10 protein-coding genes are annotated in these 15,228 nt (G+C 69.1%); 4 read left to right on the top strand and 6 right to left on the bottom strand.

Features of this window, described 5'->3' with window-relative positions:
* Positions 1–41 precede the first annotated feature (41 nt).
* From O7599_RS29710 to O7599_RS29695, 4 genes are all read right to left on the bottom strand, one after another.
* Complete coding sequence (locus O7599_RS29710) at positions 42–2,450, bottom strand: hypothetical protein (protein WP_281618683.1); 2,409 nt, start codon at positions 2,448–2,450, stop codon at positions 42–44.
* Positions 2,447–3,337, bottom strand: coding sequence for a carbohydrate ABC transporter permease (locus tag O7599_RS29705; protein ID WP_281618682.1), 891 nt, complete (start codon positions 3,335–3,337; stop codon positions 2,447–2,449). Before O7599_RS29705 ends, O7599_RS29710 begins: the two co-directional genes overlap by 4 nt.
* Positions 3,334–4,224 carry a sugar ABC transporter permease gene (locus O7599_RS29700; protein ID WP_281618681.1) on the bottom strand — a complete coding sequence of 297 codons (891 nt, stop codon included), beginning with the start codon at positions 4,222–4,224 and terminating at the stop codon, positions 3,334–3,336. The genes O7599_RS29705 and O7599_RS29700 overlap by 4 nt, the downstream gene beginning before the upstream one ends.
* An 80-nt stretch (positions 4,225–4,304) precedes the next feature.
* Positions 4,305–5,468 carry an extracellular solute-binding protein gene (locus tag O7599_RS29695; RefSeq protein ID WP_281618680.1) on the bottom strand — a complete coding sequence of 388 codons (1,164 nt, stop codon included), beginning with the start codon at positions 5,466–5,468 and terminating at the stop codon, positions 4,305–4,307.
* Positions 5,469–5,678: 210 nt separating this feature from the next.
* Between O7599_RS29695 and O7599_RS29690 the strand changes: the two genes are divergently transcribed.
* Complete coding sequence (locus O7599_RS29690) at positions 5,679–6,755, top strand: LacI family DNA-binding transcriptional regulator (protein ID WP_281618679.1); 1,077 nt, start codon at positions 5,679–5,681, stop codon at positions 6,753–6,755.
* A gap of 441 nt (positions 6,756–7,196) precedes the next feature.
* On the opposite strand, the gene O7599_RS29685 is transcribed toward O7599_RS29690, so the two are convergent.
* Complete coding sequence (locus tag O7599_RS29685) at positions 7,197–9,437, bottom strand: hypothetical protein (RefSeq protein WP_281618678.1); 2,241 nt, start codon at positions 9,435–9,437, stop codon at positions 7,197–7,199.
* A 646-nt stretch (positions 9,438–10,083) separates the two neighbouring features.
* Here O7599_RS29685 and O7599_RS29680 point away from each other — a divergent pair.
* Positions 10,084–10,839, top strand: a complete 756-nt coding sequence (locus O7599_RS29680; protein ID WP_281618677.1) for a chitinase — start codon at positions 10,084–10,086, stop codon at positions 10,837–10,839.
* Positions 10,840–10,967: 128 nt separating this feature from the next.
* Positions 10,968–11,990 carry a chitinase gene (locus tag O7599_RS29675; protein ID WP_281618676.1) on the top strand — a complete coding sequence of 341 codons (1,023 nt, stop codon included), beginning with the start codon at positions 10,968–10,970 and terminating at the stop codon, positions 11,988–11,990.
* A gap of 109 nt (positions 11,991–12,099) precedes the next feature.
* Here the strand turns inward: O7599_RS29675 and O7599_RS29670 are convergent, their stop codons facing one another.
* Positions 12,100–14,046, bottom strand: a complete 1,947-nt coding sequence (locus O7599_RS29670; RefSeq protein ID WP_281618675.1) for a right-handed parallel beta-helix repeat-containing protein — start codon at positions 14,044–14,046, stop codon at positions 12,100–12,102.
* Between the two features lie 232 nt (positions 14,047–14,278).
* Here O7599_RS29670 and yaaA point away from each other — a divergent pair, with 232 nt between their 5' ends.
* Positions 14,279–15,076 carry a peroxide stress protein YaaA gene (gene yaaA / locus O7599_RS29665; RefSeq protein WP_281618674.1) on the top strand — a complete coding sequence of 266 codons (798 nt, stop codon included), beginning with the start codon at positions 14,279–14,281 and terminating at the stop codon, positions 15,074–15,076.
* Positions 15,077–15,228 lie beyond the last annotated feature (152 nt).

Raw genomic sequence — 15,228 nt, 5'->3', positions numbered from 1 at the left:
GATGCGGGTGGTGAAGCGATACGAGGCAGTGCCCGGACGCGTCAGAGAGTCCCTGCCGACGGCCGACGGCCGCCCGTGGTCACCGGCCAGGTGAGGACGGGGTTGCGGATCTTCGCCGACTGCTCGTCGATCGCGGCGAAGTCCGGGGTGGCGAGGCTGAGGAGCCCGTGCCGGAGGGTGATCCGGCCGCGCTGGACCTGCGGGTAGTTGGTGTCCCAGTAGTTGTTGGACACCCAACTGAGCAGCAGGGGGTTGCCGGGGCGGGGGACGGCTCCGGGTGGCGGGCCGAAGGAGAACTCGCCGAACTGGACCAGCGGCACGTCGGGAGTGAGCAGGGCAACCGCGCCGTGCTCGTCCCACATCGTCGCCGTCGACTCCGTGGTCACCCACCCTCGTGAGGCGCCCGGGAGTTGGTCGGCGTCGAGCTCGACCCTGCGGCCGGCCGTGTCGAATGCGGCTCTCCAGCCACCGTCCATCGCCAGCGGCAGGGCAAGGTAGACACCCGCCGGCGACGCGTCTCCGGCGAACTCGATCTCCGTCTCGACGCCGATGACGGGATCCGCGGCGTTGAAGGTGAGCCGCTGGACCAGATGGCTGAGTCCGGGCGCCTGAAGGCGGCGTTCGAAGCGGAGCCGTCCGGGCTGTTCCCTGACCGCACAGGCCGTCACGCGGGTGGCGTGGTCGAAGGTGCGCGCCCAGTCCTGCCAGCAGGACTCGTCGATCTTCTCCTTGTCGAGGTTGCGTTGGTAGTACGCGCGTCGCGTGCCGTCGATCAGCGGGTCGGGGCGTTCTCGGATAGGGGAGAGCAGGTCCGTGCCGGGGCGAGGGCAGAGGATCTCGCGCCCCGTGCGTCGATCGACGAGGGAGGTGATGCGGCCGGAGTCCGGGGCGTAGGTGAGCGTGTGGAACGGCGAGTCGATCCGGCCGGTCGTGGTGGTCCGGCTCGTCGCCGCCGCGAAGTTCAGTTCGCGGGCCGAGCCGGTTTCCTCGATGATCTCGTGGGTGGGCTGACCGAGGGAGCCCGGTGCGGGCAGTTCAGCACTGCTGATGATCCGCCACGAGCGGGGTTCGAGGGCGACGGTTCCGATGAAGCGTCGCTCCTCGTCCGGTGACGGTGTCCGCCAGGGCCGGTTCTCGTGGATCATCCGGCTCGCCCGGTAGGTCCGCTCGGTGGCGGGTGTCGTGTCGTCGAACCAGGCTGCGGGCAGGTCGAGAGCCGTTTCGATCCGGTACGGGGTCGGGTTGCAGACCAGGACTCCCTTGATGCCCTTGTCGGCCGGCGGGTTGCCGGCGAGTTGTTCCAGGGAGTCCATCACCGCCAGGGAGGCGAGTTCGTGGCCGAGGTGGGCGGCGGTCTGCTTGATGGCCTCGATGGACTGGGCCTGGAGGTTGGCGGGGTCGGTGTTCCAGTAGCTCCACGTGTGCTCGTCGAACGTGTCGACGTGGTCGGCGGCCTCTCGGACAGTGTGGGCGTCGGCCCCGAGGGCTTCCGCGGTGACCAGCAGCGGCTTGGAGCGCTGGTTGAGCGCGGTGGCCACGGGGGTGCTGCCGTAGCCGAAGCTCCAGTAGTCGGTCCAGTCGCCGCGCAGGAGGGGGATGTCCTCTTCGGGTACCTTGAGGACGCGTTCGCGCAGGTCGTCGAAGGTCGCGTAGCGGATCACGGGGCCGGCTTGCCGGTCGTTCCACCGCTGGATCAGGTCCGGCATGTACGGGTTGGGCGGTGCGTTGTCCCACATGATCGGTGAACAGGTGGAGGTGAGGTAGAGGAACGGCAGTGCGTATCCGATCTGGCGCAACTGCTGCTCGTACTCCTGCCAGCCTTCCTGCATCCGTCCGACCGAGTCGTCCCAGGCGTGGAAGATCTGGTCGAACATCGTGTAGTGGTTGCCGTTGAAGACGCGCAGGGCCCGTCCGGAGGGTGCTTCCCACCGGAAGAGTCCGGGACGTGGTCGGACGGGACCTCCGAGGTGGCCGTTGACCGCCATGACGAACAGGTCCACGTCGGCGTCGAGGAGTGCGTCCGCGAGCGGCCACGGAACACCGTTGACGTCGTGCTGGCACGCGATCCGGACGGGCTTGCCGACCACGTCTTCGAGGCGGCTCTTACCGTCCAGCAGTCGCTGGATGCCCCGCGCGTCCACCAGAGCCGACACGTGCCAGCGCAGTGCCGCCAACCCGATGCGGTCCTGTTCGCACAGTGCCCGGAAGCGGGCGATCTGCCGGGGCGACGCCTCCTTCATCCACCGGAGGACGGGCTCGGTCGCCTCGCAGACCCACGTGGGCCGGGCGTCCTCGGGGCGATCCGCGGTCTCTTCCAGCCAGTCGAGGGCCTGGTCGATGAACTCGTTCTGCAACCGCCACAGCACTGGCTGCGAGTGGGTGTAGCCGATATCGAGATGGCTGTGGTGCAGAACGAGTATCTCCTCGATGTGCCGGCTGCCCGTCGTCATTTGGTGGCTCCCGAAGTGAGGCCGGCGATGAACTGCTTCTGCAGGAAGAGGTAACCGGCAACCGGAACGACGGCGGCCAGGAACATGACCCCGAACATCTGTGCGTAGTTGGTGGAGAACTGCCCCAGGGACAGATAGAGGCCGGTGGTGATCGTCTGGCCGCGCAGAGGCCCGAGGATGAACTGGGGGTTCATGAAGTCGTTCCAGATCCACAGGGACAGGAAGATCGTCACCGTGGCGGTGGCCGGGCGCATCAGCGGCATGACGATGGTCCACCAGGCGCGCAGCGCGGTGGCGCCGTCCATCTCGGCGGCCTCGATGACCTCCGCGGGGACGGCGCGGAGGAAGCCGGAGTAGACGAAGACCGCGAACGAGAGGTATCCGCCGCCGACGTTGGTCAGGACCAGTCCGGGGTAACTGTGGTTCAGGCCCAGCACCTCGAGGATCTCGATGGTCGGCAGCAGAACGACCGTTGGCGGGATCATCAGTCCTGCCGCGAAGACCGCGAGCAGTGCCCTGCGCAGACGGGGCCCGCGCCGTGACAGCCAGAAGCTGAACGCGGCGCCCAGCGGGACGATCAGCGCGACCGAGGCGAGGACGGTGACGGTGGTGTTGACCAGTCCGACCTGGATGATCTGGTCGGGGCGGTTCAGCGCATCGCCCAGGTTGGACACTGTCGGCGGGGCCGGCGGCGCGAGTGGGCTCTGGCTGATCTGGTCGTTCGTCTTGAAGGCGTTGACCAGCGCCAGGTAGAGGGGCGCCACGAAGGCGAGGGTGAGCACAGCAGCCGCGGCCAGACGCAGCCGTGAGCCGCGGGAGCGGCGGAGCGAACGGCCGACGGGCTTCGGCGTCGCGAGGGTTCTGCTTCGTTCCAGCGCGGCGCTCACAGGTCGACCTCCCGGCGGCGCAGCAGCCCGGTCACGACAAGGGAGACCAGTACGGACACCAGCAGGAGGAGCACCGCGACGGCTGAGGCGTAGCCGAACTGGTTGTTGGTGAAGGCGAGCCGGATGATGTAGAGGGGGGTGGACTGTGTCGCGTCGGCCGGCCCGCCGGAGGTCAGGGGCACGATCACGTCGTAGAGCTTCAGCACCGTGATCAGCGAGATGGTGACGCTGATCGTCGTACCGGGCGCCAGCATCGGGAAGGTGATGGCGGTGAACTTGCGCCATCGCCCGGCACCGTCGACGGTGGCGGCCTGGTAGAGCTCCGTGGGGATGGTCTGCAGCGCGGCGAGATGGACCACGGTGGTGAAACCGGTGAGCACCCAGGCGACGACGACACCGACGGAGAACATCGCCAGGCCGGGGGTGCCCAGCCACGTGATCGGCTCATCGACCAGGCCGACGCTCGTCAGCACGCTGTTGAGCAGGCCGTCCTGCGACAGGATCGTGCGCCACACGAAGCCGACGATGACCCCGGACACGACCTGGGGCAGAAACGCGAGGGTACGCATCGTCCGGTAGCTGAGCGACGTGCGATTGAGCAGCATCGCGTACCCGATGCCCGCGGCGTTGGCGACGACGGTGACCGCGAAGGCCAGCGTGAGGGTGAACAGCAGGCTGGAGCCGAGCGCGTCGTCATGCAGCATCTGCCGGTAGTTCGCCAGTCCGACGAAGTCCGACCGGGCCAGCAGGGGGTTCTCGTTCGTGAGACTGCGCCACGCGCTCATCAGTACGGGCAGGATGATGAAGCACGCGTAGAGGGCGATCGCCGTGAGGGCGACTGCGGTCAGTCCTGGGTCACCACGCAGTCCGCGGTATCGGGTCGGCATGACGTCATTCCTTGCTGGTCGGGTGCTTGCGGCAGACGTGTGACGGGGGCGGCCGCGGCCCCCGTCACGAGAGATCGTGGTTACTTGGTGGCCGCGTCCCAGGCGGAGTCGAGCTTGGCCATCTGCCCCCGGACGTCGTCGGAGGTGAACAGGGCCTGGCTTGCGGCGTAGAACGCCTCGTTGAGCCCGGAAGGCATGGCGTCGTCGTTGGTGGCCCAGCCGAATGCCGACACCTTGGTGTTCTTGTCGGTGACGTAGGCGTAGGAGTCCTCGAACACCTGCGGGACGTCGACGTTGTAGTCGTCGAGCGTCTTGCCCTTGAGCATCGGGAACGCCCCGTCGCCCTCGATCAGCGCCTTGTAGTTGCCGGGGTCCAGCGACCACGCCTTCGCGAACTCCGTCGCCTTCGTCTTGTCCGGCGCCTTGCTGCTGACCGCCATCGAGCCGCCGACCGCGAACGGCACCACCGGTGAACCGTCCTCGGTGGGCACGAGGAACGCGGCGAAGTCGTCGGCACGGTCCTTCGGTACCGAGCCCAGGAACCAGCTCCCCATGACGTACATGGCGGCCTTCCCCGAGGTGAAGTTCGTGATCGAGTCCGCGTACTTGACCCCCAGGGCACCGTCCTGGAAGTAGCCGCTCTTCGCCATCTTGCGATACTTGGTCGCGGCGGCCACCACGTCCGGGTCCGTGAACTTGACCTTGCCGGCGTAGCGGTCCTGGAGCCAGTTCGGGTTCTTGCCCAGCACGTCGGCCGAGAGGATGCCGACCAGCGGCATGGAAGCGGCGAAAGGGTCCCCGCCGCCCAGCTCGATCGGGGTGATACCGGCGGCCTTCAGCCTGTCGCAGACGTCCGTGAACTCCGCCCATGTCGTCGGCGGAGCCGTGATGCCGGCCTTCGCGAACAGCTTCTTGTTGTAGAAGACTTCGGGAATGACCTGTGAGTTGGTGGGCGGGATATAGACCTTGCCCTTGACGGCGTTGCCGAGTGGTAGCAGGAAGTTCGCGTCCACCCAGGTCTGGTCGTACGGCTGGAGCAGTCCGGCGGACGCGAACGTCGACGGAGAGATCGACTGAAGCAGGTCGGGGAACTGGCCCGACGCCTGGAGTTGCTTGGCGTACGCGTCCCGGTCGGTGCTCGGAGCGGTGAGCTTCCTGATCCCCACGCCGGGGACCTGCTTCTCGGCTCTTTCGATCGAGCCGTCCCAGAAGGATGCCGTCAGATGCGGCGTCTCGAAGACCATGTACGTAAGAGAGGTGTCACCGTCCCGTCCCCCGGTGGACGGTGCGGAGCACGCTGCGAGGAGTGCGAGGCCGGATGCGAGGCAGGCCGCGAGCATACGATTGCGTCTCATGGAGCTTCTCCAAGACGTTCGGCGCGACCCCGGCAAGGGTGGGGGCTCGACGCCGGGGTAGCGCAGGAATAACGTTATCCCGAAGCGTATGATCAGCGTGTGGCTCTGCGTCAAGGGTCGAAACAACGTTTTCTCGGATGGGAAGTAGGACAGATGCGGACAGCGCCGGGAGGCAACGGCCGGTCGAGGGCCAAACGACCGACCATGATCGACGTGGCCCGGGAGGCCGGCGTCGCACTGCGTACCGTCTCCCGCGTGGTCAACAACGACCCGACCGTCGGCCCCGACTACGTGGCGCGGGTGCAGTCCGCGATCAAGGCGCTGAACTTCCGCCCGGACGAACGGGCCCGGCAACTGCGCACCGGTGTCAGCGACACCATCGGCGCCGCGGTGCGACGGATCGCCGAGACGAACCCCGCACTCGCCGCCATCGAGCAGACGGCCCGCGCCGCCGGACTCACCCTGCTGGCCTCCTCCACGGATTTCGACGAACAGCGCGAGCACGACATCCTGATCTCCATGTGCCGCCAGCGGCTGGACGGAGTCATCGTCGAACCGATCGGCGAGAGCCACTCCTACCTGGAGTCGGAGCTTGCCGCGGGGATGCCCCTGGTCGCCATGGACCGGCCCATGAGCGGCGTCTCGGTGGACACGGTGATGTCAGACAATGCCGGAGGAATCGGCATGGCCTTCCATCACCTTCGCAAGCACGGGCACAAGCGCGTCGCCTACATCGGCGACGACGAGCGTGTCTTCTCCGGGCATGAGCGCGCCGCCGCCTTCCGGGCATGCCTCCTCGCCCACGGAGGGCCGACTGACGGCCTGATCCACCCCGGTGAGCTCACCGCCGAACGGGTCGGGGCGGCACTGGACGCGGCACTCCACGGTCCCGACCCTGCGACGGCGCTGGTCACAGGCAACATGGACACCACCTTGGCGGTGTTGCGGCGGCTCGGCCCCGAGGCTGCCCGGCTGCCGATCGTCGGATTCGACGACGTGCCCCTGGCCGACCTGCTGAGCCCCGCCCTCACCGTCGTCGCACAGGACACCGCCCGCATCGGTGCGACGGCCGTCGAGCTGCTTCGTGCCCGGATTGCGGACCCTGCGCGACCGGTGCAGAGCGTCGTCGTCCCGGTGTCGATGACGATCCGCGGTTCGGGCGAGATCCGCCCCTGAGTCCGCGGGCCCGCGCCCTCCACTCCGGGCTCTCCGTCAGAGGAGAGGTGTCCATGGAGCCGGCGAGCCACGATAACGTTATCTAACCCTTTCGGGTGCGCGCTTCACCCGCGGCCCCGAGCTGAGGAAGCCGCCCTTCGGCGTTGGTCCTGGCGAGATCGGTGTGGTCACTTTCCGGTCGGGGCACGTCGAGGCCGCAGTCGCCCTGGTGGTGCTGCCCGCCGCCTGCCCGTGCCTTGTCGCTCCACTCCTGGAGCCACTTCTGTACGGATTCACCGATGTCGTCCGTGCCGGCCGCGGTCGCGTATTCGACGAACGGCCCCCCGGGGGCCGGACGGCTCGCGTCCTGCTCCAGGGGCGGGGGGTTCGAGGGGCCGTGTGTGCCGGTCAGGGACGGAAGACGTCGCCGGCAGTCGGGTGGACTGATCTGCCGGCGCCCGCCTATTCGACGAGCTGGGACCGGATCTTCGAAAGCGGTGTCCCGGCCGGGGCGAGCTGGAGGGTGTCTCCCGCCGAGGTCGGGATGGTGATCTTCGCCCCGGACACGGTGCCTTCGTCGGCGCCGTTGCGGAAGACCTGGACGCTTCCCGGCCAGGGGTTGGTGAAGGTGAACTCACGGCCGCTGCGGCTGACGGCCTGCACGTACTGGACGCTGCCGGACTCCTTGCTGCTGGAGACCAGGAAGTTCCCGTAGGCGAGCAGGTCGCCGAACTTCCCGTCCGTGCCGGTGGGCCAGGTCGGGAACACCTTGACGTCGTTCTGGAACGACTGGAGCAGCATCTCGTTCACCCCCGAGGTGAGGACGTTGACGTTCTCCATTCCGCCGCCGTTGTGGTGGACGGCCATGTTGGGATAGCTCTGGCCGGTGGCCTCCTCGTGGAGGTTCGCAAGTATCTTCGCGGGGTCGTAGCCCACCCGGGCCGCGGCGGCGTAGAACGTCGCGGGGGCGTTGCCGCCGTGCCAGGCGTTGGTCAGGGCGTCGATCGTGTTGCGGGCGGTCTGGATCCGGTCCGGGTCACTGTCGAGGCCGATCATGTTCCCGGGGAATATCGGCTGCGCGACGATGTCGTTTCCGTCGTTGTGGAAGTCGCTGCCGACCTCGGTCTCGCGCAGCACCCGCTTGCCGTCGAGGGTCATCGTCGGCAGGTCGCTGAGGTGGGTGAGGATGTGCTGCCAGGTGTCGCGGAGTTCGGAGTCCTGGCCGAGGGTCGCGCTGATGTCGACGAGGCCACGAAAGAGCAGGTTCACCAGGCCGAGGGACATGCCGCTGTTGGTCTGGGGGTACGGCTGGCCTTCGTGCGGGGCGTCGTTGGTGATGACGTACCGGTTGCCGGCCTCGTCCCAGACCAGGTAGTCCTGCCAGAACCGGCCGACCTGCTTGAGCCACGGGTAGACCTTGGCCGCGTAGGCCGCGTCCCGGGTGTACTGGAACCGCATGACCATGACGCTGGCGAGGTTGGCCGCGTTGGACTTCTGGTTGTGCAGGTTCAGGTCCGCGCTCGTGCCCTTGGGTGACAGGCCCACCGGGTACAGCACGCCGGTGAAGCCGTGTTCCGCGGCGAGTTGCTCGGCGCGGGACTGCCAGTCGAGGACGGGCTGGTCGTACGGCTCCAGTTGCCCGACGCGGTTGGAGGACATACCTGCGTAGAACGGCGCCTGGTAGTTGTAGTTGGTGTGGTAGTCACCGTTCCAGTTCATCGGCCCGGTGATCCAGTTACCCCAGAGTCCGGGGGCGTACTTGCCCTCCCGTGCCGCGCAGGCGAGCAGGTAGAGCGAGCCGTACCAGCCCTTCTCGACGGCCTTGTCGGGGATCTCGACGTACGACTTCGACCAGAAGTCACGCCACCAGTTCCGGTGCGACTCCAGGTGACCGGCTATGTCCTGCTCGTCGAGGTTCGCCACGGCCGCGGTGGCGTCCTCCCGCCAGCTCCCGCTGTCGATGCTGGAGACGACCCCCGCGACGAGGGTGGAGGTGCCCCCGGGGGACAGCGTCAGCCGGATGGTGTTGCCGGTGAGCTGCTGGCTCTGCCCGACGGTGCGGGCCGCGATCCGCGCCCGCGGATCGGACCCGGTCCCGGTGTCGGCGGCGACGTCGGCGTTGAGGGTGTGGCCCGTCGTGGACACGCCCGGTGTGCGGCCGGCGCCGTCCTGCAGGCGGATGTCGATGGTCTGGGCGCCGCCCCCGTTCAGCGTGAACGAGGTCACGACCATGCCCCTGTTGGCGTCCACCCAGCTCGTGGTGGTGAGCGTCTGGTCGCCGAGGGTGTACGTGCCGCGGACCTCCGCCTCCGCGATGTCCTGCTCCGTCCGGTACGACGCGCCAGCCAGCCCGGGGGCGTCGAACACGATCCGGCCCAGCGGTCTGATGGCATGGCTCTGGCCGGAGAAGAAGTCGTTCTTGCCCAGGTACAGGGTCTGTTGGGAGATCTCCCCGCCGATCGCGACACCCACGTCGCCATTGCCGAGCAGGGGTGCGTCGACCGCTCCCCCGCCGGTCAGCCTGCTGGGAGGGCTGGTCCAGGTGCCGGTGTACTGCTGGACGATGCGCCACGCCTCGTCGGCGGTGGCAGACGAGGCCACCGCGGACACGGAGCCGGCGGATGCGGCCGGCGCGGCCGGCGCCGGGACGGTCAGGACGGGGAGTGCGGTGCAGGCGAGCGCGACCGCGGTCGCGACGCTCAAGGCTCGCGGGAACCGTGCGGGAAGAACCATGGATCCGGACCTCTCAGTTCACAAGGGTGGGGGTGCCGAGAGAGACCGGCGGCTGCCGAAGACCACCGATAACGTTATTCGAGAGAATGCTGGCGAGCGTGACGGCGTGTCAAGGTCTGGTTCCCGTCTCCCCCTTGACTACGGCCCACTCGATCCGCGCAGAACCTGGGGCGACCACGCAAAGCACGCGGAACAACGTTTTCTCCTCGGCCGGGTCACGCGGATTCTCGCCACACTCCCCGAAGCGGCCGTCGACCCGGACGGCCGTGCTTGCCGGGGCCGGTGGCGCGGCCGTGGTGCAGGCCGCCGGGACCGATGCGTGGAACGGGCTGCGGGGACGGGTGGCTCGGTCGGCGGGGCGGGGGGAGCCCGCGCGGGAGCGGGCGGAGTTGGAGCGGCTGGACCGGACGCGGGCGGCGTCGGTGGAGGGGGCGGTGCACCACGACTTCCGGCAGTCGACGAGGCGGGCGAGGCCCGGGGGATGCCGACAAGTCGACCTGATCGGAAGACATTGGTCTACACCTTGTCTTGGTGCAGACCAAGGTGATTGACTGCGGCGCGTCAAACTCCAACGTCGGCGTTCGCGCCGGTGACCCCCCACCAGGAGAGTGATGAGGTGCTGAGGAAACTCGGAACAAAGGTCAAGGCCCTGCTCGCGATCGGCGCACTCGCCGCGGCGCTCGCCGTCGTGTTGCCCGTGACCGCGTCGGCGGGCGAGGAGAGCGAGGGAGGCGCGGACAAGGCGGTGGCTGCGGAGTTCATCGTCAGTGAGGCGCAGTTCAACCAGATGTTCCCGGGGCGGAACGCCTTCTACACGTACCAGGGGCTGACCGACGCGCTCAGCGCGTACCCCGCGTTCGCCAACACCGGCGACGAGACCACCAAGAAGCGCGAGGCCGCCGCCTTCCTGGCGAACGTCAGCCACGAGACCGGCGGGCTCGTGCACATCGTCGAGCAGAACCAGGACAACTACCCGCACTACTGCGACGCGTCGCAGCCGTACGGCTGTCCCGCCGGGCAGGCCGCGTACTACGGGCGCGGGCCCATCCAGCTCAGTTGGAACTTCAACTACAAGGCCGCCGGCGACGCGCTGGGCATCGACCTGCTGAACGACCCCTGGCAGGTGGAGCGGAACGCGGCCGTCGCGTGGAAGACCGGCATCTGGTACTGGATGACGCAGTCCGGTCCCGGGTCGATGCCCGCGCACGACGCGATCGTCGGCGGGCACGGCTTCGGCGAGACCATCCGGGCCATCAACGGGTCGATCGAGTGCAACGGCGGCAACCCCGCCCAGGTGCAGAGCCGGATCGACAAGTACACGCAGTTCACCGGGATCCTCGGCACGACCCCCGGCGACAACCTGAGCTGCTGACCCGGGTCGGCCACGCAACCTGAGCGACCCGGCCGACCCGGCCGGGCGCGGGCCCGTTCCGCCCTTCCCGGGGCGGGTGCCGCGCCCGGCCGTACCCCGAAACGACCACCCCCCACCCGGAGGCAGTTGTGGCACGTACACACAAGTTCCGGAAGACACGCACACGCCTCGTCAGCGCCGTGGCCGCCGCGACGCTCACCGCCGGCGGGCTCGCCGCCGTGGCCGTCAGCGAGGCCGCCGCCGACCCCGAGCCGGCCGCCGACACCGCCGCCGTGCCCGCGCACGCGGTCACCGGCTACTGGCAGAACTTCGACAACGGCGCGACGGTCCAGACCATCGCCGACGTGCCGGAGGCGTACGACATCATCGCCGTCGCCTTCGCCGACGCGACGGGCACCCCCGGCCAGGTCGACTTCACCCTCGACCCGGCGCTGAACTACGGCGAGGACGCCTTCAAGGCCGACATCGCCGCGAAGCAGGAGAGCGGCAAGTCCGTCGTCGTCTCCGTCGGCGGCGAGCGCGGCGCGGTCTCCGTCAACGACGCGGCGTCCGCGGACGCCTTCGCCACCAGCATCCTGTCGCTCATGGAGGAGTACGGGTTCGACGGCGTCGACATCGACCTGGAGAACGGGCTCAACTCCACGTACATGACGCAGGCCCTGGAGGCGATCCACGCGGGCGCGGGCGACGGCCTGGTGGTGACGATGGCGCCGCAGACCATCGACATGCAGTCGCCGTCCAACGAGTACTTCAAGACGGCGCTGAACATCAAGGACTTCCTCACCGTCGTCAACATGCAGTACTACAACAGCGGTTCCATGCTGGGCTGCGACGGCCAGGTCTACTCCCAGGGCACGGTCGACTTCCTCACCGCGCTGGCCTGCATCCAGTTGGAGAACGGGCTCGACCCCTCGCAGGTCGGCCTCGGACTGCCCGCCTCGCCGCAGGCGGCGGGCGGCGGGTACGTGGATCCGGGTGTGGTGACCGACGCGCTCGACTGCCTGACGCGGGGCACCGGCTGCGGCTCGTTCACGCCGGACAAGACCTACCCGGGTCTGCGCGGTGCGATGACCTGGTCGACCAACTGGGACGCCAGCAACGGCAACGGGTGGTCGAACACGGTGGGCCCGCACGTCGACGGGCTGCCGTAACCGTTCCGGCAAGGGCAAGGACAAGAGCAGGGGCAAGGCGGCGGGGCCGGCCGGGACGTGACGTCCCGGCCGGCCCCGCCTCGGGGATGGCATGAGGGTGGTGCCGGTGTCAGCCCTCCTTGCTACGGGCCGGGGTGCCGTTCTCCGCGCCCGGCCAGCCGTTGATCACGAACTGCGAACCCGGCTCGATGACGACGTCGCCCTCCGCCGAGTCGGTGATGGTGACGTTCGTGAGGTTCGCGCTGCCGCGGGCGCCGCCCATGGCGAGGATGCCGGCGCCGTTGTTGGACTTCTCGATCGACACGTTCGAGATGTTCACGTTCGGCATCTCGCCGCCGCCCGTCTTGAACTGGATCCCGTCGTACGTCGAGTCGTGGATGTCGGTGTCCTTGATCGTCACGCCCGGGATCGGCTGGCCCGCGGGGAAGAGCGTGATCGCGCCGAACTCCTGCGCCTCGCCCCAGAACGCGCCGCCGCAGCGGTACAGCGAGTTGCCCGAGATCGTCGTCTCGCCCGAGAACGGCACGGGGTCGTGGTCGGTGGCGAGCATGATGCCCGGGTAGTTCGCCGTGTCGGAGATCAGGTTGTTCTCGACGGTGTTGCCGTAGCCGCCGTAGATCGCGACCCCGTTCGCACGCCAGGGCAACTGGATGGTGTTGTTGCGGAAGTGGTTGTCGTGGCCGATGTCGGTGGCGGGGTCCTTCACGTACTTGCTGGCCCAGACCGCGAGCGAGTCGTCGCCCGTGGTACGGAAGGACGAGTTGACGACCTCGGAGTTGCGGGTGCCGTTGGTGAAGTTGATGCCGTCGGCGTAGGTGTTGCGGATCCGCATGCCGCTGAACTTCAGCCCGTCGGCCGGGCCCCACAGCTCGGGCCTGTTGGAGTAGTCGCGGCCGACCCAGACCCCGACGTTGGCGTGCTCGATCCACACGTTCGAGATCTCCGTGCCGACGCCGAACCGGCCGTTGAGGCCCACGCCGCCCTCGTGGCCGCCGTCGCCGCCGCGGATGGTGCCGGAGCCGAAGATGGCGAGGTCGGAGATCTTGGTGTTCTTGTCGATGTCGAAGCCGAAGTTGCCCTCGTGCGGGTGGTTGATGCCGCCCGCCTCGTGCGGCGGGGTCAGCGTGTAGAACTGCGAGTGCCACATGCCGGCGCCGCGGATGTCGACATCGCTGATGCCGACCTGGTTGTACTGGCCGCCCGCGAGGTCCTCGGTCAGGATCTTCTGCTCCTGCCGCCACTGGCCCGGCGGGACCCAGACGCACTCGATCTCGCCGTTCTGGTCGGCGGTGACGGCCGCCTGCAGCGCCTCGGTGTCGTCGTTGCCGTCGTCGGGCACGGCGCCGTACTCGGTGATCGACGTGCACGCGGCCGGCTTCTCGGCCGGCGGCGCGACCTGCTCCAGGTCGATCAGGTCGATGATGTAGAACGCGGCGCTGTCGTCGGCGTCGCGCTGGAGGCGGAAGGTGGTGCCCTCCGGGTAGCTCTCCTCCAGCAGCGCGTGGGACTCGTCGAAGAGCCGCCGGGCGTCGGTCTGCGGGTTGTTGGTCAGGCCCTCGGGGTCGTCGGTGTTGCCGTAGAGCCAACTGTGCTTGGACGACAGGTCCAGCTTCTGCACGAACTCGCCGTTCGCGTAGAGGCTGATGGTCGCCTCCGCGCCGCCGCCGCCCGGGGCGTCGGGGATGGAGTTGCGGACGACGATGGAGTTGGTCGGGGAGGTCGAGGTGAACTCGACGTACTGACCGGTGTTCTCCAGCCGCACCGACTGGCGGCCCGAGGACTCGGACGCGAAGTTCGTGTGCCCGAAGGTCCGCTTCGCGTCGGCCTCCAGCAGGGTGCCGTCGTACGTGCCGGCCTCCGCCTCGTACGCGACGTACGGCAGTTCCGCGCCGGCCGCCACCGCCGCGTTGCCGGCGGAGCGGGTGCTTCCGGTGCTGCCGCCCTCGGGGGCGATGCCGGCGATGGCCGAGCCGGAGAGGGGGAGGACCCCGATCGCGACCAGGCCGAGCGCCGGTATCCCGACGGCCACGCGCCGTCTGAGCTGCTTCCACTTCATGGTGTCCTCTGTTCTGTGGGGGGCTGACAGAGTGCGCATGCCGTGCTCTTGCAAGAAATCAACGTACGTTTGCGTAACTGAGTCGATGTCTTGCTGATTGGCAGTCAGAGTTTTGAGGCAGGTCGCGGGTTTGTCAATGGTCCGCGCACGGCGCCTTGTCCGGACCCCCGGCGCCGCGCGGGTAGGCTGCCGGAGGGCGGAGGGGGACCGATACGTCACCGCGGGAGGATTCGTGCTCGTACTGCTGCCACCGTCCGAGGGCAAGGCCGAGGGCAGGCGCGGGGCCCCGCTGAAGCTCGACGCGCTCTCCCTGCCCGGCCTCACCGCCGCCCGCGAGGCCGTCCTCGACGAGCTGGTCGGACTCTGCGCCGCCGACGAGGAGAAGGCCGCCGACGTGCTCGGCCTCACCGAAGGGCTGCGCGGCGAGGTGGCGCGGAACGCCCGGCTGCGGACGGCGCCCACCCGCCCCGCCGGGCAGGTCTACACCGGCGTGCTCTACGACGCCCTCGGCCTCGCCACGCTCGATCCCGCGGCGAAGCGGCGCGCGTCGGCGTCGCTGCTGGTCTTCTCCGGCCTGTGGGGCGCCGTGCGCATCGGCGACCGCATCCCGGCGTACCGCTGCTCCATGGGCGTCCGCCTGCCCGCGGCCGGCGCGCTCGGCGCGTACTGGCGCGGCCCGCTGGACGCCGCCCTGCCGGCGGCGGCGGGGCGCGGGCTGGTCCTCGACCTGCGCTCGTCGGCGTACGCGACGGCCTGGCGGCCCCGCGGCGAACTGGCGGCGCGCACCGCGGCGGTGCGGGTCCTGCACGCGACGGTGGTGGACGGGGTGGAGAAGCGGTCGGTGGTCAGCCACTTCAACAAGGCGACGAAGGGCCGGCTGCTCCGCGACCTGCTGACCTCCGGCGCGAAGCCCCGCGCTCCCGAGCAATTGGTCACGGCGCTGCGCGACCTGGGGTACCGGGTGGAGGGGGAGGCGCCGCGGCGGGCGGGGCAGCCGTGGGAGCTGGACGTGGTGGTCACGGAGCTGTAGAGCCGGCGCGGCGTACGGGCGCCGGGGCCGGTGCCCGTACGCGCCGTTCCAGCCGGAGCGCCCGTGGGCAGGGCTGAGAGTGCCCGCGCGCAGGCAGTTGCACGGTACGCAACGGGCGTTGCACCCGCCTGTCCGCAGAGGCACGATGGCGG

The sequence above is a fragment of the Streptomyces sp. WMMC500 genome (genome assembly GCF_027497195.1).
Taxonomy (GTDB): domain Bacteria; phylum Actinomycetota; class Actinomycetes; order Streptomycetales; family Streptomycetaceae; genus Streptomyces.
The sequence above is the reverse complement of the archived record's forward strand: the minus strand, read 5'-3'. Positions and strand labels throughout refer to the sequence as shown.

Excerpts from the sequence above, each read along its gene's own strand:
- O7599_RS29710 (WP_281618683.1), bottom strand. The coding sequence starts at position 2,450 with ATGACGACGGGCAGCCGGCACATCGAGGAGATACTCGTTCTGCACCAC.
- O7599_RS29700 (WP_281618681.1), bottom strand. The coding sequence starts at position 4,224 with ATGCCGACCCGATACCGCGGACTGCGTGGTGACCCAGGACTGACCGCA.
- O7599_RS29695 (WP_281618680.1), bottom strand. The coding sequence starts at position 5,468 with ATGGTCTTCGAGACGCCGCATCTGACGGCATCCTTCTGGGACGGCTCG.
- O7599_RS29670 (WP_281618675.1), bottom strand. The coding sequence starts at position 14,046 with ATGAAGTGGAAGCAGCTCAGACGGCGCGTGGCCGTCGGGATACCGGCG.